This is a genomic window from Paramesorhizobium leguminum, assembly GCF_003217235.1.
GTDB lineage: Bacteria > Pseudomonadota > Alphaproteobacteria > Rhizobiales > Rhizobiaceae > Paramesorhizobium > Paramesorhizobium leguminum.
In genome coordinates, this window is record NZ_QJTF01000013.1 from 60,997 (window position 1) to 80,102 (window position 19,106).

A 19,106-nucleotide genomic window follows, 5' to 3' on the forward strand; every position below is an offset into this window, starting at 1 on the left:
CCCTCGCCCTTCGAGGCTTCGTTCCGCTTCGCTTCACTACGCACCTCAGGATGAGGGCTACTGCGGCGCTGCAACCCTTCACCCTCATGGTGAGGTGCGAGCGTAGCGAGCCTCGAACCACGGGGTGAAGGGCGCACCGTTGCTTCCATCTAAAAATGAAATGCTCTAAGTGGGTAGCTTGTGGGTTAACTGGCTACTCACGTTGCCTAAACCACGCTCCCGGAAATAATTTTCCAGCGTGGCGGCATCCGCTGATGGTTCGGCGACCGCGACATAGGTGTCGGGCCGCAGCAGATAGGCGGCGTCGCGCTGCAGTCCCGCCTCAGCGTATCGCTCGTTCCAGCCGAATACGCGCAACACAACACCGCGCTTTTCGCACCAGGCCGCCAGTTCCGGTTTGGCTTCACCATAGACGTGGAGCTGCCAGCCGATCTTCGGGAGCGGTTCGAAATTGTCTGTTCCGTCATTGTCTGTCCCGTCGAGCCGCACGAATGGCAGGCGATCGCCGCCGCTGACTTTCCCGGCGGTTCCGACGCTGAGCGGGCTTTCCGGGTAACTGATCATGGTTTGCGAGACGATGCGGAACATCATCTCACGGGCGGCTTCGAAGCTGTATACGACCTTCATGAAGAGCGGAGCGATTCGTGTGCGCACGAATTCGGCAAAACTGCCCTGCGCGGTGACGAAGGTGAAGGCGCGGTCAGTAGTCTCCACCAGCTTGCGGGCGAAGGCGGGGCGCTCCGCCTCGTAACTGTCGAGCAGGCTGTCAGGAGCATCCCCCTTGATGACATCAGCGAGTTTCCACGCCAGATTGATGGCGTCCCCAATGCCGGTGTTCATCCCCTGCCCGCCCGCCGGACTGTGCACATGGGCGGCATCGCCAAGCAGAAATACATTTCCATGGCGGAAGCGGTCGGTAACGCGGTGGTGGACGCGATGGTCGAGAACCAGTTCACAGCTCTGACCTGAAGACCCAGCGCGCGCACCGCCTCCTGTCCGACATCGTCGAAGGCAAGCGTCTCAGCGCTGCCCACCCGGTTTTCGCGCACGGTTCCGACGAAACGCAGCTTGCCCGGCTCACCGTAGGGCATGATCAGAACGAAATCCGGTCCCTCGAAACTGATGGTGACCTCGCCGCTGATCGTATGCGTTCCAGCGTCTACCTCGACATCGGCAACATAAAAGAGCTGCTCGTAGGTGCCGCCCTCGAAACTGGCGCCAAGGTTCTTACGCACCGTTGAGCGCGCGCCGTCGCAGCCGGCCAGATAGCGCGCCCGGCATTCCGCCTTGCTTCCGTCGGGCAGCTGCAGCTGCGCCTCGACGCCCGTTCCGTCATCCAGGAAATCAAGAAGCTCGGTCCGGCGCTCGACAACAATCCCCCGCATCCGAAGGCGCTCGACCAGGAAGCTTTCATGGAGATCCTGCGGATAGATCAGAACGTATGGATAGGGTGTGATATCTGCGCCGAAATCCGAGAAATTGAGATGCGCCCTTCTCTTGCCGAGGGTCCAGATCTCAATGCCTTCGGCCTTGTTGCCGGCGGCAACGACCGCATCCGCCAGACCGAGCTGTCGATAAAGCTCCAGCGTCCGGGCGTGGACCGCCAGCGCGCGTGAAGTTGTGCCGGGTCCCTCCGATTTGTCGATGATCCGGACACGCGCACCCTGCGCATCGAGCCACAGAGCGAGGACAAGGCCGGTCGGCCCTGCGCCAACGATCAAAACATCTGTCTGCGTCATTGCCATCTCCTTTTAGATTCCTCGGATTGAAGAACCAGAAGGCACTTATTCGCTGGGCGGACGATCAGGGTTCGCTAACAGGTCCCGACACCCAAAGCCTCTATCCTTCAACCATCTGCAACAGCCCGCTCTGTTCGGCGATATCCCGCAGGCTCGACTGCGGGCGCGGGCCCATTTGCTGGATGACGATGCCTGCCGTCAGCGAACCGAGGCGGGCGCTGTCTTCCAGCGAGAAGCCATGGGTATAGCCATAGAGAAAGCCCGAGGCATAGAGATCGCCCGCGCCGGTCGTATCCACCAGCTCGCGGAGTTCGATGGCCGGGACGGCGACCGTTTCGTCGCCCGATACGATGATCGAGCCTTTCTCCGAGCGCGTCACCGCGGCGAGCTTGCAATCCTGGCGGATCGCCTCCAGCCCGGCCTCGAAGGATTCGGTCTGGTAGAGCGATTTCAGCTCCGCCTCATTGGCGAAGACGATATCAACCGTACCGGAGCGCATCAGCTCCAGGAATTCGTCACGGTAACGGTCGACGCAGAAAGGGTCGGAGAGTGTCATCGCCACTTCGCGCCCGTGCTCGTGCGCGATCTTGGCCGAAAGCCTGATCGCTTCCTTAGCGCGCGGCGGATCCCAGAGATATCCTTCGAAATAGGTGACCTTGGCTTCCGCGACCTTCGAGCTTTCCACATCTTCGGGTCCGAGCTCGACGCAGGCGCCGAGATAAGTGTTCATGGAGCGCTCGCCATCCGGCGTCACGAAGATCATCGAGCGGGCGGTGGGCACGCCGTTTTCCAGCGGACGGGTATCGAACACCACGCCCTGCGCGCGGATATCATGGGTGAAGATGCGGCCCAGATGATCCGCCGCGACCTTGCCGAAATAGGCGGCGCGACCGCCAAGGCTGGCGACCCCTGCCGCCGTGTTGCCGGCGCTGCCGCCCGACATCTCGATTGCCGGTCCCATGCGGTCATAAAGCAGTTCGGCCCGTGTCGTGTCGATCAGGTTCATCGCGCCCTTGATGATGACGTTCTTCACCAGAAACGCATCATCCGTGCGCGCGATAATATCGACAATCGCGTTGCCGATGCACAGAACATCGAATTTGGACATGGAAATCGCGTGGGCCCCAACAATTGACGATCATTGCGGTGTACCGTTTTGCGCCGTCTTTGGCTAGCCTGCACGATGCATGGCCTTTTCCAATGCGCGCCGGCATCCTATGTCTTGGGACATCGCGCATCGCGCCGGACGGAAGGGAAAACGATGATTTTCGATGCGGCAAACGCCGCCCTGCGGCACCTGTTCACACCGCAATTCCGCTCGCTCGTGTGGAAATCGCTGGGCGCGACGTTCTTGATCCTCGTCCTCCTTTGGGTGGCGCTCCGGCACCTTTTCACCTATCTGGCATGGCCCTATCTCGACCAGATGCTGCCGGGCCTGCCGCAATGGGCCGGGTGGCTCGGCACCATCGGCGCGATCTTCGCCAGTCTCGGCCTCGCGCTGGGGCTGGCGCTGCTGATCGCGCCCATAGCCGCCATCATCGCGGGATTTTTCCTCGACGATGCGGCGGAAATCATCGAACGGCAGGATTACCCCGCCGACCCGCCCGGCCAGCCGCTGCCGCTCGTGCAGTCACTCGGCCTTTCGTTGAAGTTTCTGGGCGTCGTCATCGTCGGCAACATCTTCGCCCTGTTTCTTCTGCTCGTGCCGGGCATCAATCTCATCGCCTTCTTCATCGTCAACGGCTATCTGCTGGGCCGGGAATATTTCGAATTCGCGGCCATGCGGTTCCTGACCCCTGACGAGGCAAAGGGGCTACGCAGCAAATACGCCGTCACGGTGTTCATGGCGGGGCTGGTGATTGCCGTCTTCCTCGCCATTCCGTTCGTCAATTTCCTGACGCCGCTCTTCTCCGCCGCGATGATGGTGCACCTCTACAAGGCGATCAGCAAACGAGAGCCTGCACCGGTCGCGGCCTGATTATGCCGCTCTTGTTTTAGCCGCATGATCTTGTCCAAAAAGTCTGCAACTTTTTGGGATCATGGTTTCCAAGCCGCATGATCTTATCCAAAAAGTCTGCAACTTTTTGGGATCATGCTCGGATCGTAATGAGCGGCGCGGGAATATCCGTGGTCTTCACCGCCGCCTTGCAGAGATCGGCGATGATACACATCTCACATTCGGGCTTGCGCGCCTTGCAGACATAGCGACCGTGCAGGATCAGCCAATGATGGGCATGGAGGAGATATTCCTTCGGCACGACCCGCATCAGCTTTTCCTCGACAGCTTCGGGTGTTTTGCCCGGCGCGAGGCCGATGCGGTTCCCTATGCGGAAAATGTGGGTATCGACCGCCATTGCCGGCTGACCGAAAGCCACGTTGAGCACTACATTGGCCGTCTTGCGGCCAACGCCGGGCAGTTTCACCAGTGCGTCGCGATTGTCAGGCACCTCGCCGCCATGATCGCGAATCAGCGCCTCCGACAGGGCGATGACATTCTTCGCCTTGTTGCGCCAGAGGCCGATGGTCCTGATATAGTCACCGACCTTTTCCTCTCCCAGCGCCAGCATCTTTTCGGGCGTGTCGGCGATGGCGAAGAGCGGGCGCGTCGCCTTGTTGACGCCGACATCCGTCGCCTGGGCGGAGAGCACCACGGCGACGAGCAGCGTGAAGGGGCTCACATATTCGAGTTCGCCCTTCGGCTCCGGGCGCTGGACCAAGAAGCGCCTGAAGATTTCGTGGATTTCCGGCCGGGTATAAAGCGTTCCCGCCACGCGGGACGGGCGTTTGGCCACGGCTTCCGATTTGATTTTGGCGTTTTCCATTCGCATCTCTATACTGGTTTGACGCACCGCACGGCAAGAAAGCTGATGACATGAGGCATCCAGACGGAGCAAATCCAGAAGCGAATGAAGCGCCCTTCTTCCGCGCCATGCTGGTGCCGCACCGCTCGCTCGGACGCACCGGATTCCTGGTGCTGATGGCGGTGCTCATCGCGGGCTGGATAATCTGCGGTGTCTTCTTTCTGTCATTGGGCGCATGGCCGGTGTTCGGCTTTTTCGGGCTCGATGTACTCATCGTCTATCTCGCCTTCCGCCTGAATTATCGCGCGGCCCGCGCCCGGGAAGAAATATCCGTCTCGCGCACCGCGCTCGACATAAGGCAAATCGCGCCATCGGGCCACACGCGCGAGCATCGCTTCAACCCATTCTGGGCGAGGTTCCGTATCGCGCGGCATGACGAGATCGGCATCACGGCGATGAATGTCGAGGGCGAAGGGCGGCGCGTTGCAATCGGCTCCTTCCTCAATCCGGACGACCGCGAATCTTTCGCCAGCGCATTCACCAAAGCGCTTGCGACCGCCAAAGGGCGTTGATCGGCTCCGATACCCTGTATATGCGTTTTGGCATCAATACAGGAGTTCCCATGATCACCGTTATCGGCTCCATCAATCTCGACCTTATCGCACGGACCATGCATCTGCCGAAGCCGGGCGAGACCGTATCGGGCTCCGATTTCCAGTCGGCGCCCGGCGGCAAAGGCGCCAACCAGGCGCTGGCGGCGGCAAGGGCTGGAGCCCGGGTCCGTATGGTGGGCGCCATCGGCAACGACGCCTTTGGAGGGGAATCAATGGCGCTTCTCGATGAAGGGGGCGTCGATCTCAGTCTCGTGCGCAAGGCGGAAGTGGCGACGGGAATAGCGCTCATTACCGTCGAGGCATCGGGTGAGAATGTCATCGTCGTCGTGCCGGGCGCGAATGGAACGGTTTCGCTAGGCGATGTAAAAGCAGCGGGCCTTTCCGGCGGGCATCTTCTGCTTCAGCATGAAATCCCACTCGCGACGGTCGGCGCGGCGTTGAAAGCGGCGCGGGAGAATGGCACCATTTCCATTCTGAATATCGCGCCCTGGCGCGACGAGGCGGCGGATCTGCTGCCGCTCGCCGATATCGTCATCGCCAACGAGACGGAGTTCGATCTGGCGGCCAGCCGGTTGAAACTTGAAGGCGCGGATCGGGAAAGCCGCATGGCGGATTTCGCGGCGAAGACCGGTCGTACAGTGATTGTGACGCTCGGCGCGGATGGCCTTTGCGCCGCCACGCCGCAAGAGGCATTCGCCATGCCTGCCTATCCCGTCAAGCCGGTCGATACGGTCGGCGCGGGCGACACATTCTGCGGTTATCTCGCCGCCGGTCTCGACATGGGGCTGGCCCTGAAGGCCGCCTGCCGCCAGGCAGCGATAGCCGCCTCGCTCGCGTGTCTGAAGCCGGGCGCGCAGCCGGCTATTCCGTTTGCGGATGAGTTGCCAACGTAAGCGGAATGCCCCTCATCCGCCTGCCGGCACGTTCGTCGCTCAAAAAGCCAAATCGTTGGCTTTTTGTCCGCTGCACGGATCGCTCCTCAACCCGCACGCGGGGAGAAGAAAGAGGTGGCAACGTCTACGCCCCCTCTCCCCGTTCTTCACGGAGGGTAAGGGTGAGGGGCAATAGAAGCGTCAAAGCGTTCCAATCCGCTCCGCAAGGAGCGCGAAGAAGCCGTCGTGGTCGACATCGCGCATGACGAGCGCGTTTTTCGGCCTGCCGGTGACGCCCCACCAGTCGATGACGGTCATGCCGAGGGTCAGCTCCGACTGCGTCTCGATCTCGACATTGCAGGTGCGGCCCGAATAAAGGTCCGGCTTCAGGAGATAGGCGATGACGTTGGGGTCGTGCAGCGGTCCGCCGTCGCTGCCGTATTTCGCTTCATCGAAGCGCTCGAAGAATTCGAGCAGCGCCACGCAGGCATCGCCTGGCTTGGTGCACATCGCGCGGAAAAGGTCGATGCGCTCTGCTTTGGTCAGCGCCTTGTGGGTGACGTCGAGCGGCATCACCACGATGGGAATTCCGGCGGCGAAGACGACCTTGGCCGCTTCCGGATCGACATAGATGTTGAACTCGGCGGTCGGCGTGATGTTTCCGCCTTCGAAAAAGGCGCCGCCCATCAGCACGATCTCGCGAATCCGGGGGGCGATTTCAGGGGCGCGGATCAGCGCCATCGCGATGTTGGTGAGCGGCCCGATGGGGCAGAGCGTGACGCTGCCCGGCTCCTCGCGCATAAGTGTCTCAATGATAAAATCGACCGCGTGCTGCGGCTGCAGCGGCATTTGCGGCTCCGGCAAATCCGGCCCGTCGAGCCCGGTGCGGCCATGGACATGTTCCGCCGTCACCAGCGGGCGCATAAGGGGCTGCGCGGCGCCGGCATAGACCTTCGTCTCCGGCTTGCCGGCCAGCTCGCAGATCTTGCGCGCGTTCTTTTGCGTCAGCGCAAGCGGCACATTCCCCGCGACGACGGTGAGGCCCAGAACGTCCAGCTCGGGGCTCGCCAATGCCAGAAGAATCGCCAGCGCGTCGTCCTGCCCGGGATCGGTATCGATGATGATCTTGCGCGCCATTGCCGCCCTGCTCCTTGCTCTTACACCAAAAGGGAAAACCCAGCGGGCAGGAATCCGATTCGGCTCTTGAAGAGACGGATTTCACGGACCATATCTCAAGGCAAGGGAGAAATGCCGAAACGGGTTTCGCCTCAAGTTTCTCACGTAGGTCCAGACGGAAAGCTGCCTCACACTTTTCCTGGACTTGCTGGGTACGGTCGCTTTTGATGAGGGCTGAACATGACACGCATGACACCGTTCTCGAGCCCGCTTCTGCTCGGGTTCGATACGATGGAAAAAACGCTGGAGCGCATCGCCAAATCCGGCGACGGATACCCGCCATACAATATCGAGCGTCTGCGCACCGATTCCGGCCATGAACGGCTGCGGATCACATTGGCCGTCGCGGGTTTTTCCGACAGCGACCTGGAAGTCACCACAGAAGATAACCAGCTGGTCATTCGCGGGCGGCAGACCGACGAAGAGGAACGCGAATTCCTGCATCGCGGCATTGCGGCGCGCCAGTTCCAGCGCGTCTTCGTGCTGGCGGATGGGATGCGCGTGATCGCGGCGCAGTTGAAGAACGGGTTGCTTTCAATCGATCTCGATCGCCCGGAACCAGAACGGCTCGTCAAGCGTATCGATATAAGCGTAATGGATTGAGGCCGCGCTTTATTTTCGCCGGATAATTATCCGAAAGTTCCGCAACCTTTCGGGATATGCCCCGGCTCTCAGGGCAAGGTCAGTTGCACGACTTGCCAGAATGGAGGCTAAAATGGCCACGAACAAGGAAATATTCACCGAAGCGGAATTCGCGCATCTGGGCGCGGGCGAAGTCGCCTATGTGCGCAAGATGCTGACCGACGATCTGGCACGCACCTTCCCTGCCCTGCCGCCGATGATGCCGGGGATGGAGCTATGGGCGCTTTTCGGCGCTGACGGCGCACCGATCGTACTCTCCGACGCGCGCGCCAATATCCTTGCGGGGGCGCAAGAGCATGAATTGCGCACGGTGATGCTGCATTAATTTTTCCGTGTCTCTGACTATAAAAGGGCTGCCCTTTCGAAGGCAGCCCTAAATTCGGTATTTTCGAATTAAGGCGTAATTGTTATTAGCCTTTCATCAATGGCGGGCCCTTTAAAGTAGGTATACTTTACATGTACTCCGTCACCCTCGATTACAGTGTCAGTTTTTCCACGAAATGCATCCAGCACTTCAGCTACCTTTTCAGGCGCATATTTTGTCGCCAGCGCTGAGACCCAAGCCTCGGCAATCTCCTTGTCGATATGGACGCCGTATCCTGTATCTTGTGTCCAGTCGTTCCACATAATCTTTACATTGCTGACTGAAGCGTTGTCATCGCTCGCATTAACGAACACTTTAACGGCGTCGGCCCCCGGAAAGATGCATCCCCATAGGTCAGGCAATCCTTCAGTTTTCATGATCTTGGAGTCCGGACATTTAATGATGTTGGAAATTTCGCGCGTCTCATCTGCAAAATTTTTGAGACCTGCTGCGTTTGCAGCGCCGATACACAGTGTAATAGAAATCAGCACGAACAGAGGTAGTTTCTTTGAAATTGTATCCATAGTTTATTCCTAATACTGGCTTTTTGCTTCACGCGCCCGCACCTTCCATACCGCAATCGACCTGCAACGCTGGCGATTGGCGGAAGCAAACTATAGGCCTTGATGGAAGCTGGCCGTCCGGCTTGATCTCAAGCCGCGTGAGACGTGGGCTGTGTTGTCAAAAACGCATAAAGCGCCTGCGCGTCGTAGGTATCACGGAGCTTTGCCACCATATCGGGATCGCGCATAAGGCGGGCGATGCGCGAGAGAGCCTTGAGATGGTCCGCGCCGGCATTTTCAGGGGCCAGCAACAGGAAAACGATATCCACCGGCTGATCGTCCAGCGCCTCGAAATCCACCGGATTCTCAAGACGCGCGAAAAGCCCGGTAATGCGCTTGACGCTGGGCAGTTTGCCATGCGGGATAGCGATGCCGTTTCCAACCCCCGTGGAACCCAGCCGCTCCCGCTGCAAGACCGTATCGAATACTTCTCGTTCGGGAAGACCCGTCAGCTCCGCGGCCTTCGCGGCCATGATCTGTAACAATTGCTTTTTGGAGCCCGCTTTCAGCGCCGGCATGATAGCCGTCGGCTGAATCAGATCGCTAAGATCCATCTCTCCATTCCTTCTTGATGCGGGATCAACAATCCCGAATTCTATATAAGTTTCCGCCCACCCCGAACAATACGGAAACCTTCAAACATTATATCACCGCCAGCCAATGCGGCTGACGGCAAAACTGCTACGCAACGCTACTTACAAACGGCTACTCTGTTTAGTCGCATGGACCCTCCCCCGAAAAGTCTGCAACTTTTGCTGACGCTGACCTTCGGTCCAGAACCATGCTAGGAACCCGATACTTTCTGCCCCTTCACCGCCGACGGATCGATCCAACCGATGTTTCCATCGGCCCGACGGTATACGATATTGACCTGGTCGTTGCCGGCATTGCGGAATACGAGAACCGGGCTGTCCTTCAAATCAAGCTCCACGACAGCGGAAGCCACGCTCATGGTGCGCAGCGACACCGAGGTTTCGGCGACGATCGTCGGCGCGTAATCCTTGATGACTTCAGCGTCGTCATCATCCTCCTCTTCAGGAGCGGGCGACATCACCCGATAGATCACGTCGTCATAGGCAGAATTGTTGTTGGCGACCTGATGCGACTTCAACCTTCGCTTGTAACGACGCAGGCGCGTCTCGATCCTATCAGCGGCCGCGTCGAAAGCCAATTGCGGGTCCTGCGCCTCGCCTGTGGCCTGCAGCGCCGCGCCGCTATCGAGATGCAACATGCAGTCTGCCGAAAAGCGGGAGCCGGATTTGACCACCGTGACATGGCCGGAATATCCGCCATCGAAATATTTGCCGACTATCTCGCCGATCCGTTCCTCGATGCGGATGCGGAAGGCATCGCCGATGTCCATGTGCTTTCCGGAAATACGCAGACTCATGTGGTTATACCTCGTTTGCGTTGCGCCCTGTGTCATCTAATCACAAGGCATGACGTGAGCAAAGCGGTCAGCTGCAAGCACTTTGCGCGCGGACCTATGATTAAACTTTCCCCGTTCCGATTAAACCACCTGCTGCCGTGCATCCCTCACGTCCTTTGGCCCAGATGGCCATGCAGCTTTCGACAGCTCGCGCATCTACTCACGCGAGCGGGCTTCTATTGAGTGACATTGCGAAAGTCAATTCAATCTTAAGAAGCCCTTAATGGACTCCCTCCCTGGTTGCGCCGGATGCGGCAATCGCCTTTTTCTCCCGCCGCCGCTGGATAGACGATGGAATGCTCATCGCTTCCCGGTATTTGGCGACGGTGCGCCGCGCGATATCCACGCCATCCCGATTGAGGATATCGACAATGGCGTCGTCGGACAATATCGAATCGGGGGTCTCGCGATCTATCAACCGGCGTATCCGATAGCGCACCGCCTCCGAGGAATGCGCGTCGTCCCCCTCCCCGGCGGACGCAATCGCCGCATTGAAAAAATAACGCAGTTCGAAGACACCGCGCGGTGTCAGCATATATTTGTTTGCCGTGATGCGACTCACCGTCGATTCATGCATGCCGATGGCGTCGGCCACATTGCGCAGATTGAGCGGCTTCAACTGCGTAACGCCCTTTGCCAGAAAGCCGTCCTGACGACGCACAATTTCGTGTGCGACCTTGAGAATGGTGCGGGCACGCTGGTCGAGGCTACGCGTCAGCCAATTGGCGTTCTGCAGACATTCGGAAAGAAACTCTTTGTCCTGCGGCCCGATACCACGCTTAACGACAGCGTGGTAATCATAATTGATGAGGACGCGCGGCAGGGCGGCGGGGTTCAGCTCGATTTCCCAACCACCGCCGGGAGCAGATAGGACGTGAATATCCGGCACGATGGCATCAGCCGTACCGGCGGAGAAAAGCGCGCCCGGCCTCGGGTCGAGGAGGCGGATCTCCGCCAGCATATCGAGAAGATCCTGCTCATCAACGCCGCAAAGCTTTTTCAAGGCTTGAAAGTCTCGCTTCGCCAGCAATTCGAGATTGGCGACCAGCGCCTGCATCGCCGGATCGAAACGGTCCTTTTCCTTTAATTGAAGGCTCAGACATTCGGCAAGATCGCGGGCGAAAAGCCCCGGCGGATCGAAGGTTTGCAACACGCCGAGCACCTGCTTCACCATCGGCAATTCAACGCCCATACGCCCAGCGACCTCGGAAATATCGGCACGCAGATAGCCCATTTCATCAAGATGATCGGCAAGTTCGGCGGCAATCAGCCTTATGACCGGGTCACTGAAAGCGAAGAGTATCTGCTCATCCACATATTCACGCAGCGAGACGCGATGCGCCGTCACCTGCTCGATATCGAACCCCTCGCCACCGCTGACATAGCCATCGCCGCCGGAAGATTTCCACTGCGAGGCAAGGTCGGGCGCGATCTGATCATAGCGACCGGGATCGTCCGGGAAAACGTTCTCCATGGAGCTATCATAGGTTTGCGCTATGGTGTCCGCATCCGGCGCGCCGCCCTCCTCCAGCCAATCGGTATCTGCTTCGCCTTGGCTCTCAAGGGGCAAATTATCGGCATCGCCAGCCATCTCCGTATCGTCAGCCTGATCGATACGCTCAAGCAACGGATTTTTCTCGATTTCCAGATCGATGAATTGCTCAAGCTCGATATGGGTCATCTGCAACAGCCGGATCGACTGCATCAGCTGCGGCGTCATGACCAATGATTGCGATTGCCGCAGATCGAGCTTCGGCGAAAGTGCCATGGCCTAAAACTCCCCCCCGTTTACGCACCTTTTTAAGCCGCATAATCTTGTCCGAAAAGTCAGCAACTTTTCGGGATCATGCTTCCACGCCCCTCCTTACAAAACTGGTACAAACCTTGCTTGTCAATGGGAATGGTGAGGTAGTGAGATAGCGAGCAGGTGAAAAATCACCACTCACTATCTCACTTTTCGAAGCATCAAAAGGAAAGTGATCGAGAACGCTCGTCGCCTAAACGTCCAGATTGGCGACGCTCAGCGCGTTTTCCTGGATGAACTCGCGGCGCGGCTCCACGGCGTCGCCCATCAGGCGGCTGAAAAGCGTGTCCGCATTGGTCGCATCCGAAATCTTGACCTGCAGCAGCGAGCGGGCATTCGGATCGAGCGTCGTTTCCCAGAGCTGGTCGGCATTCATCTCGCCCAAGCCTTTGTATCTTTGCAGCGTCAAGCCTTTCTTGCCAGTGGCAAACACGGCTTCGAGCAGCGCGAGCGGACCGGAGATGACTTCGATCTTGTCCTTACGGCGGAGCGCCGGGGGAGCAGCGTAGATCTCATGCAGGCGGGATGCAAAACGGTCGAGCTGGCGGGCATCGGCCGAACCGAGCAACGCCATGTCGAGCGTGGTCACATCCTTGACGCCGCGCAGCATCCGCTCGAAGCGATAGCCGCCATCTTCCGAAACATAGCCCGTCCAGCCGCGTTCCGTCTCCTCGGCGATGAGATCGAGACGGCGCGCAATATCGTCCGCCGCCGTCTGCGCTCTTTCCGCATTGCTCGCGAGTTCGAGGTTGAGCGCGCCGGCAATCGCCGCCTGCTCGACCACGTTGCGATTATAGCGCGTGTGCAGGCCGGTCAGCAGGTGGCGGACAGCCAGCGCATCGTTGATGACGGCATGCAGATCGGCGCTGGCCCGCACCTCGCCATTGGCGAGCGTCAGCGTTGCCTCTTCCAAGCCCGATTCAATGAGGAATTCCTCGAAGGCTTCCTCGTTCTTGATATATTGCGAGGACTTGCCGCGCGTCACCTTATAGAGCGGCGGCTGGGCGATATAGAGATGGCCGCGCTCGATCAGCTCCGGCATCTGCCGAAAGAAGAAGGTGAGCAGCAGCGTACGGATATGAGCGCCGTCCACGTCGGCGTCGGTCATGATAATGATCTTGTGGTAGCGCAGCTTGTCCGGATTGAACCCGTGCACTTCATCCTTGCCGATGGAGGTGCCGAGCGCCGTGATCAGCGTGCCGATCTGTTCCGACGAGAGCATCCTGTCCAGCTTCACGCGCTCTACATTGAGGATCTTGCCACGCAGCGGCAGGATCGCCTGGTTCTGGCGCGAGCGGCCGCCCTTGGCGGAGCCGCCGGCCGAGTCACCCTCGACGATGAAGATTTCGGATTTGGCCGGATCACGTTCCTGACAATCGGCGAGCTTGCCGGGAAGCGACGTGATACCGAGACTTGTCTTGCGGGTCATGTCGCGCGCCTTGCGCGCCGCCTCGCGGGCGGCGGCGGCCTGAATGACCTTCTCGATCACGGCCTTGCCCTGCGCCGGATGCTCTTCCAGCCAGATCGACAGGGCCTCGTTGACGCAGCTTTCCACCACGGGGCGCACTTCGGAGGAAACCAGCTTGTCCTTGGTTTGCGAGGAAAATTTGGGGTCCGGAACCTTGACCGAAAGAATGGCGGTCAGCCCCTCGCGGCAATCGTCGCCAATGAGCGACACCTTTTCCTTCTTGGTCATCCCTGAGCTATCGGCATAGCCCGTTATCTGGCGGGTGAGCGCGCCGCGGAAGCCGGCAAGATGCGAGCCGCCGTCGCGCTGCGGGATGTTGTTTGTGAAGCAGAGGACTTTTTCGTGGTAGGAATCGTTCCACCACATCGCCACCTCGACAGTCATGCCGTCCTTTTCGGTGCGGATATAGATAGGTTCGCCGATCACCGAACTCTTGCCGTTGTCGATATAGCGGACGAATTCAACCAGGCCGCCCTCGTAGTGCAGCTCGTGCTCCTTGATATCCGCGTGACGGCGATCGGTCAGCTTGATGCGCACGCCGGAATTCAGGAAGGCAAGCTCGCGCAGGCGGCGCTCCAGCGTATCGAAATCGAATTCGATCATGGTGAAGGTTTCGGACGAGGGCAGGAAGGTGACTTCCGTTCCCGTCTCGCTGCCGGCATCGCCGGTTATGGCGAGCGGCGCATCGGCCACGCCATGGGTGAAGCTCATCTCGAAAATCTGCCCCTTGCGGCGGATCTTCAGCTTCAGCCACACCGAAAGCGCATTGACCACCGACACGCCGACGCCATGCAGGCCGCCGGATACCTTATAGGAATTCTGGTCAAACTTGCCGCCCGCGTGGAGCTGCGTCATGATGACTTCAGCCGCAGAGACGCCTTCGGAGTGCATATCCGTGGGGATGCCGCGGCCATTGTCCGTGACGGTGCAGGAGCCGTCGGCATTGAGCGTGACGGTAACGAGCGTGGCGTGGCCGGCCAGCGCCTCGTCGATTGCATTGTCCACGACTTCGTAGACCATGTGGTGCAGGCCGGAACCGTCGTCCGTATCACCGATATACATGCCGGGGCGCTTGCGTACCGCATCCAGCCCTTTAAGCACCTTGATGGATTCAGCCCCATATTCGGAGGATGCGCCGGAGACCGTTTCCGGTGTCGTCTCGGATATTTCGCTCATGAAAAACTTTCGTCTGTCTGCCGAAAAGATGGCGCGGCGCAGGCCCCGCGAATCACGCGCCAAGATCGGGTTAATATAGGTGTTAAAGCCAGTTTTTCCAAATCTTTGCGGCGATTTTGCGGGAAAGAACCCGCCTCCCGTGGCGGGATTGCCGGTACCACCCTATATTGGACGCATGATGGAGTTTCATCCATGAGCGACATGACGATGGGTGGCGTATGCGCCAAAGCGGACCGTTCCGCTGATCCATTCATTCCACCCGCCCCTACCCCGCGGGAAAAGCCGGTGGGGCGCCTCGAACTCATCCGCATCATCTACCGCAACCCACTGGAGCTATGGGGGAAGCCCTCCTATAACGAGCCATGGGTCGAGGTGGACTGGATGGGGATGCACACCATCATCGCCAACGATCCCGGGCTGATCCGTCATGTGCTGGTCGATAATGCGAAGAACTACCGCATGGCGGCGGTGCGCCAGCGCATCCTGCGCCCGATCCTGCGCGACGGGCTGCTGACGGCGGAAGGCGAGGTCTGGCGACGTTCGCGCAAGGCGATGGCGCCGGTCTTCACGCCGAGGCATATCCATGGTTTCGCTGAAGCGATGCTGGAGCGTTCCGTAGCTTTTGCCGAGCGCTATCAAACACCAGGCCTCATCACCGATGTCGCCCGCGACATGACGCTGCTGACTTATGACATCCTGGCGGCGACGCTGTTTTCCGGTGAGATCGCCGGAGAGCCGGGCCAGTTCGCTCATGAAATCGACAATCTGTTCGAGACCATGGGCCGCGTCGATCCGCTGGATCTCTTGGGCGCGCCTGTATGGCTGCCTCGCTTTACTCAAATCCGTGGGCGCCGCTCGCTCGCCTTCTTCCGCAAGATCGTCGCCGATACGGTCGCGATGCGGAAAACACGGATGGCCAAGGGCGACGATGTCCCCAACGACTTCCTGACGCTGCTTTTGAAAACCGAAGGTCCGGACGGGCTTTCGCGCGCGGAGATCGAGGACAACATCATCACCTTCATCGGCGCGGGACACGAGACGACCGCCCGCGCGCTGGGCTGGACGCTTTATCTGCTGGCGGAGGCGGTGCAGGAGCGCGAAATCGTCGAAGCGGAGATCGATGGCTTCTTCGGCAAAGGCGGGCGTGATCTGCCGCCGCATCAATGGCTGGATAATCTGCCCTTCACTCGCGCGGCCTTCGAAGAGGCGATGCGGCTCTATCCGCCTGCGCCTTCCATCAACCGCGAGGCGGTGGAAGACGACCAGTATCGCGATTTGAAAATCGCAAAGGGTTCGACGGTTCTCGCCATGCCGTGGACGATCCACCGCCATCGCCTCTACTGGCAAAACCCGGAAGCCTTCATTCCAGCGCGCTTCCACCCGGAAAATCGCGACAAGATCGACCGCTTCCAATATTTGCCCTTCGGCGCGGGTCCGCGCGTCTGCATCGGCGCGAGCTTCGCGCTGCAGGAAGCCGTCATCGCGCTTGCGGTCCTTATTTCGCGTTACCGGTTCGATACGGTGGGGGAGACCAAGCCTTGGCCGGTGCAGAAGCTGACGACGCAGCCGCAGGGCGGCTTGCCGATGAAGGTGGCGCCGCGGGTCCAAAATAAAACTTGATTTCTTATGAAATTTCTCCATATATTATTTTATAGGAAATGGAGAGAGGGCAATGCAGGGATTCTCCGAGACACAAGCGCCGTTTGGCCGGGCACGGCCTGAACCGGGTCCGTCAGAGCGGGCATCGGTCGTTGCGAAGGCGTTAATCCGAGCGGCTGATCTTCTCGCTATCAGCGGCAAGGAACTGGCCGCTATCATTGGGTTTTCAGAAGCCTCGCTTTCAAGGCTGAGGCACGGCAGCGACACTACGCTGACGGGCAAGCCCTATGAACTGGCGCTGCTCTTCATTCGCGTCTATCGTTCGCTCGATGCCATCATGGGCGGTGATGACATAGCCGCGCAAGAATGGCTGCGCGCGGACAACACGGCGCTCGGTGGCAAGCCGCTGGAACGGATCAAAACGATTGATGGCCTCACCCATGTCCTCGCCTATCTGGACGCCCGGCGCGCTCCGGTCTGAGGCGCGTCCGCGCCAAGGAACCGCCTGGCGGCTGGTCGAGGCGCAGCATCGCGTTTCCACGATGAAGCTGGTCGATACGCTGGACGAGCAGGCGCGGCTTGAAGAAGCGCTTGACGCCACCAAGCCGCCGCTGCCACCGGAATGCCGTGGCCTCGATTATCTTCTGGCCACGCCATTTCGCTACGGTCGTTATCCCGGCGATTCGCGTTTCCGCCGCTCGGGCTATTCGCCCGGTGTCTTCTACTGCAGCGAGGCGATGGAAACCGCCGTCGCCGAGACCGCCTTCTACCGGCTGCTGTTCTTTGCCGAGAGCCCGCAAACGCCGTGGCCGCGCAATGCGCTGGAATTCACGGCATTTCAGGTGAAATTCGCGAGCAATGCGGCCATCGATCTGACCGCCGAGCCTTTCGTGAAGCACGAGGCGCATTGGATGCACCTGACCGAATATTCCGCCTGCCTTGCTCTTTGCAACGCAGCGCGGGATGCAGAAATCGGGCTCATCCGCTACCGCTCGGTGCGCGATCCGCAAGGCGGGGCGAACCTTGCAATCCTCTCCTGCCGCGCCTTTTCAAACCCGCGCCCCGCGCGCTTCGCCACCTGGCGCATGGTATTTTCCGATTATGGCGTCAGCGCGCTCTGCGACATGCCGGAATTGCGGCTGGGTTTCCCGATGGCGCTGTTTGCCGGCGACCCGCGTATGGTGCGTTGAAAGAGCATTCCTTTAGCCGCATGATCTTGTCCGAAAAGTCTACAACTTTTCGGGATCATGCTCTAAAGCCGCATATCGACATGCGGGATGCCATCTTCGGCATATTCATCCGAGACGGGCACAAAACCGAATGAGCCGTAGAATGCCCTGAGATGGCTCTGCGCGCTCAAGTCGATGGCGCGGCCCGGGAAGCGTTCCCGGCATTTGGCAATCGCCTCGCGCATGATCTTTTCGCCAAGCTTCCGGCCACGATGGCTTGGCGCGACGATGACGCGGCCGATCCGGGCAGAACCGTCGCCCACAGGTGGAAGCACGCGCAGATAGGCGGCGAGGTCGCCATTATCCAGCACCCGCAGATGAGCTGCGTCCAGATCCTTGCCGTCGAGTTCCGGATAAGGGCAGTTCTGCTCGACGATGAATGTATCGACGCGCAATTTCAGCATGGCGTAGAGATTGCGGGGAGCGAGTCCGTCGAGCCCGCTCCAGACGAATTGCAGCTGCGCGTCGCTCATCAGTAGACCACGACCGAGCGGATCGACTTCCCCTCATGCATAAGATCAAAGGCGGTGTTGATCTCTTCGAGCGGCATGGTGTGGGTGATGAGCGAATCGATGTCGATCTTGCCGTCCATATACCAGTCGACAATTTTCGGCACGTCGGTGCGTCCGCGCGCGCCGCCGAAGGCGGAGCCTTTCCAGACGCGCCCGGTGACGAGCTGGAAGGGCCGCGTCGAAATCTCCGTGCCCGAGGGAGCGACGCCGATGATGATCGATTCGCCCCAGCCGCGATGGCAGCATTCCAGCGCCTGGCGCATGGTGTGGACATTGCCGATGCACTCGAAGGAGAAATCCGCGCCGCCGCCGGTCAGATCGACGATCGCTTCAACCACCTTGTCGCGACCAACCTCGTCAGGGTTGACGAAATGGGTCATGCCGAATTTCTTCGCCATTTCCACCTTGGATGGATTCAAATCGACGCCGATGATCTTGTCCGCACCCACCATGCGCGCGCCCTGGATCACGTTGAGACCGATGCCGCCAAGGCCGAAGACGACGACATTCGCGCCGGGCCAGACCTTGCCCGTGTAGACCACCGCGCCGATGCCGGTGGTGACGCCGCAGCCGATATAGCAGATCTTGTCGAAGGGGGCGTCCTCGCGCACCTTGGCGACCGCGATCTCCGGCAGGACGGTGAAATTGGAGAAGGTCGAGCAGCCCATGTAATGGAAGACCTCGCCGCCATCGCAGGAAAAGCGCGAGGTCTTGTCCGGCATAAGCCCCTGCCCCTGCGTGGCGCGGATGGAGGTGCAGAGATTCGAGCGCTGCGACAGGCAGGTTTTGCACTGGCGGCATTCGGGCGTGTAGAGCGGGATGACGTGATCGCCCACCCTGACCGAGGTGACGCCCGCGCCCACCTCGCGCACGATGCCCGCGCCTTCATGGCCGAGGATCGCCGGGAACTTGCCCTCCGAATCGAGGCCGGAAAGCGTGTAGGCATCGGTGTGGCAGACGCCGGTCGCCATGATCTCGACCAGCACTTCGCCTGCCTTCGGGCCGCCGATCTCGACAGTCTCGATGGTAAGCGGCTTGTTGGCTTCCCAAGCCACGGCGGCGCGAGATTTCATGGCGGTTTCTCCCTATGGGCTGATTTGACATTTGAGTTCCGGTTG

The 19,106-nt window shown here is 59.8% G+C and carries 20 protein-coding genes; 8 read left to right on the forward strand and 12 right to left on the reverse strand.

Features of this window, described 5'->3' with window-relative positions:
- Nucleotides 1-165 precede the first annotated feature (165 nt).
- The 3 genes from C7477_RS19370 to C7477_RS11970 form a co-directional block, all read right to left on the reverse strand.
- Entirely contained in the window at nucleotides 166-951 is a 786-nt protein-coding gene (locus C7477_RS19370) for an FAD-dependent monooxygenase (RefSeq protein WP_146226095.1), read from the reverse strand.
- Nucleotides 837-1,739 (reverse strand): FAD-dependent oxidoreductase, encoded by a 903-nt coding sequence (locus C7477_RS19375; RefSeq protein ID WP_181418406.1) that lies wholly within the window; start codon nucleotides 1,737-1,739, stop codon nucleotides 837-839. Before C7477_RS19375 ends, C7477_RS19370 begins: the two co-directional genes overlap by 115 nt.
- 100 nt (nucleotides 1,740-1,839) lie before the next feature.
- Nucleotides 1,840-2,847 (reverse strand): adenosine kinase, encoded by a 1,008-nt coding sequence (locus C7477_RS11970; RefSeq protein ID WP_110752387.1) that lies wholly within the window; start codon nucleotides 2,845-2,847, stop codon nucleotides 1,840-1,842.
- 153 nt (nucleotides 2,848-3,000) lie between these two features.
- Between C7477_RS11970 and C7477_RS11975 the strand changes: the two genes are divergently transcribed.
- Complete coding sequence (locus C7477_RS11975; protein ID WP_110752452.1) at nucleotides 3,001-3,717, forward strand: sulfate transporter family protein; 717 nt, start codon at nucleotides 3,001-3,003, stop codon at nucleotides 3,715-3,717.
- A 112-nt stretch (nucleotides 3,718-3,829) separates the two neighbouring features.
- Here the strand turns inward: C7477_RS11975 and nth are convergent, their stop codons facing one another.
- Nucleotides 3,830-4,561, reverse strand: coding sequence for an endonuclease III (gene nth / locus C7477_RS11980; RefSeq protein WP_110752389.1), 732 nt, complete (start codon nucleotides 4,559-4,561; stop codon nucleotides 3,830-3,832).
- Nucleotides 4,562-4,611: 50 nt separating this feature from the next.
- On the opposite strand from nth, the gene C7477_RS11985 reads away from it, so the two are divergent.
- Together C7477_RS11985 and C7477_RS11990 are read left to right on the forward strand one after the other, a co-directional pair.
- Nucleotides 4,612-5,112, forward strand: coding sequence for a DUF2244 domain-containing protein (locus C7477_RS11985; RefSeq protein WP_110752391.1), 501 nt, complete (start codon nucleotides 4,612-4,614; stop codon nucleotides 5,110-5,112).
- Between the two features lie 50 nt (nucleotides 5,113-5,162).
- Entirely contained in the window at nucleotides 5,163-6,047 is an 885-nt protein-coding gene (locus C7477_RS11990; protein WP_110752454.1) for a ribokinase, read from the forward strand.
- Between the two features lie 180 nt (nucleotides 6,048-6,227).
- Here C7477_RS11990 and C7477_RS11995 read toward each other — a convergent pair whose 3' ends face one another.
- Nucleotides 6,228-7,163, reverse strand: a complete 936-nt coding sequence (locus C7477_RS11995; protein WP_110752393.1) for a nucleoside hydrolase — start codon at nucleotides 7,161-7,163, stop codon at nucleotides 6,228-6,230.
- 219 nt (nucleotides 7,164-7,382) lie between these two features.
- On the opposite strand from C7477_RS11995, the gene C7477_RS12000 reads away from it, so the two are divergent.
- Both C7477_RS12000 and C7477_RS12005 read left to right on the forward strand, forming a co-directional pair.
- Nucleotides 7,383-7,805 carry an Hsp20 family protein gene (locus tag C7477_RS12000; protein WP_110752395.1) on the forward strand — a complete coding sequence of 141 codons (423 nt, stop codon included), beginning with the start codon at nucleotides 7,383-7,385 and terminating at the stop codon, nucleotides 7,803-7,805.
- 100 nt (nucleotides 7,806-7,905) lie between these two features.
- Nucleotides 7,906-8,169: a BQ00720 family protein gene (locus C7477_RS12005; RefSeq protein WP_110752397.1), complete on the forward strand. Its 264-nt coding sequence runs from the start codon at nucleotides 7,906-7,908 to the stop codon at nucleotides 8,167-8,169.
- Nucleotides 8,170-8,237: 68 nt separating this feature from the next.
- On the opposite strand, the gene C7477_RS12010 is transcribed toward C7477_RS12005, so the two are convergent.
- From C7477_RS12010 to gyrB, 5 genes are all read right to left on the reverse strand, one after another.
- A complete protein-coding gene (locus tag C7477_RS12010; protein ID WP_110752399.1) occupies nucleotides 8,238-8,732 on the reverse strand; it encodes a hypothetical protein in 495 nt (164 codons plus the stop codon).
- Nucleotides 8,733-8,860: 128 nt separating this feature from the next.
- Nucleotides 8,861-9,325: a PTS IIA-like nitrogen regulatory protein PtsN gene (gene ptsN, locus C7477_RS12015; protein ID WP_110752401.1), complete on the reverse strand. Its 465-nt coding sequence runs from the start codon at nucleotides 9,323-9,325 to the stop codon at nucleotides 8,861-8,863.
- Nucleotides 9,326-9,555: 230 nt separating this feature from the next.
- A complete protein-coding gene (hpf, locus tag C7477_RS12020; RefSeq protein ID WP_110752402.1) occupies nucleotides 9,556-10,161 on the reverse strand; it encodes a ribosome hibernation-promoting factor, HPF/YfiA family in 606 nt (201 codons plus the stop codon).
- 259 nt (nucleotides 10,162-10,420) lie between these two features.
- Nucleotides 10,421-11,968: an RNA polymerase factor sigma-54 gene (gene rpoN / locus C7477_RS12025; RefSeq protein WP_110752404.1), complete on the reverse strand. Its 1,548-nt coding sequence runs from the start codon at nucleotides 11,966-11,968 to the stop codon at nucleotides 10,421-10,423.
- Between the two features lie 229 nt (nucleotides 11,969-12,197).
- A complete protein-coding gene (gyrB, locus tag C7477_RS12030; RefSeq protein ID WP_110752456.1) occupies nucleotides 12,198-14,648 on the reverse strand; it encodes a DNA topoisomerase (ATP-hydrolyzing) subunit B in 2,451 nt (816 codons plus the stop codon).
- A gap of 192 nt (nucleotides 14,649-14,840) precedes the next feature.
- On the opposite strand from gyrB, the gene C7477_RS12035 reads away from it, so the two are divergent.
- From C7477_RS12035 to C7477_RS12045, 3 genes are read left to right on the forward strand one after another with little or no spacing between them, the layout of a single operon-like run.
- Nucleotides 14,841-16,268, forward strand: coding sequence for a cytochrome P450 (locus tag C7477_RS12035; RefSeq protein WP_245411824.1), 1,428 nt, complete (start codon nucleotides 14,841-14,843; stop codon nucleotides 16,266-16,268).
- A gap of 52 nt (nucleotides 16,269-16,320) precedes the next feature.
- The gene (locus C7477_RS12040) at nucleotides 16,321-16,728 is read left to right on the forward strand and encodes an antitoxin Xre/MbcA/ParS toxin-binding domain-containing protein (protein WP_110752406.1); all 408 of its coding nucleotides are present in this window, start codon (nucleotides 16,321-16,323) and stop codon (nucleotides 16,726-16,728) included.
- On the forward strand, nucleotides 16,688-17,437 hold the full coding sequence (locus C7477_RS12045; protein ID WP_110752408.1) for an RES family NAD+ phosphorylase: 750 nt from the start codon (nucleotides 16,688-16,690) through the stop codon (nucleotides 17,435-17,437). The genes C7477_RS12040 and C7477_RS12045 overlap by 41 nt, the downstream gene beginning before the upstream one ends.
- A gap of 62 nt (nucleotides 17,438-17,499) precedes the next feature.
- Here C7477_RS12045 and C7477_RS12050 read toward each other — a convergent pair whose 3' ends face one another.
- Entirely contained in the window at nucleotides 17,500-17,949 is a 450-nt protein-coding gene (locus C7477_RS12050) for a GNAT family N-acetyltransferase (protein ID WP_110752410.1), read from the reverse strand.
- Nucleotides 17,949-19,061, reverse strand: a complete 1,113-nt coding sequence (locus C7477_RS12055) for an S-(hydroxymethyl)glutathione dehydrogenase/class III alcohol dehydrogenase (RefSeq protein WP_110752412.1) — start codon at nucleotides 19,059-19,061, stop codon at nucleotides 17,949-17,951. Before C7477_RS12055 ends, C7477_RS12050 begins: the two co-directional genes overlap by 1 nt.
- Nucleotides 19,062-19,106: the final 45 nt, after the last annotated feature.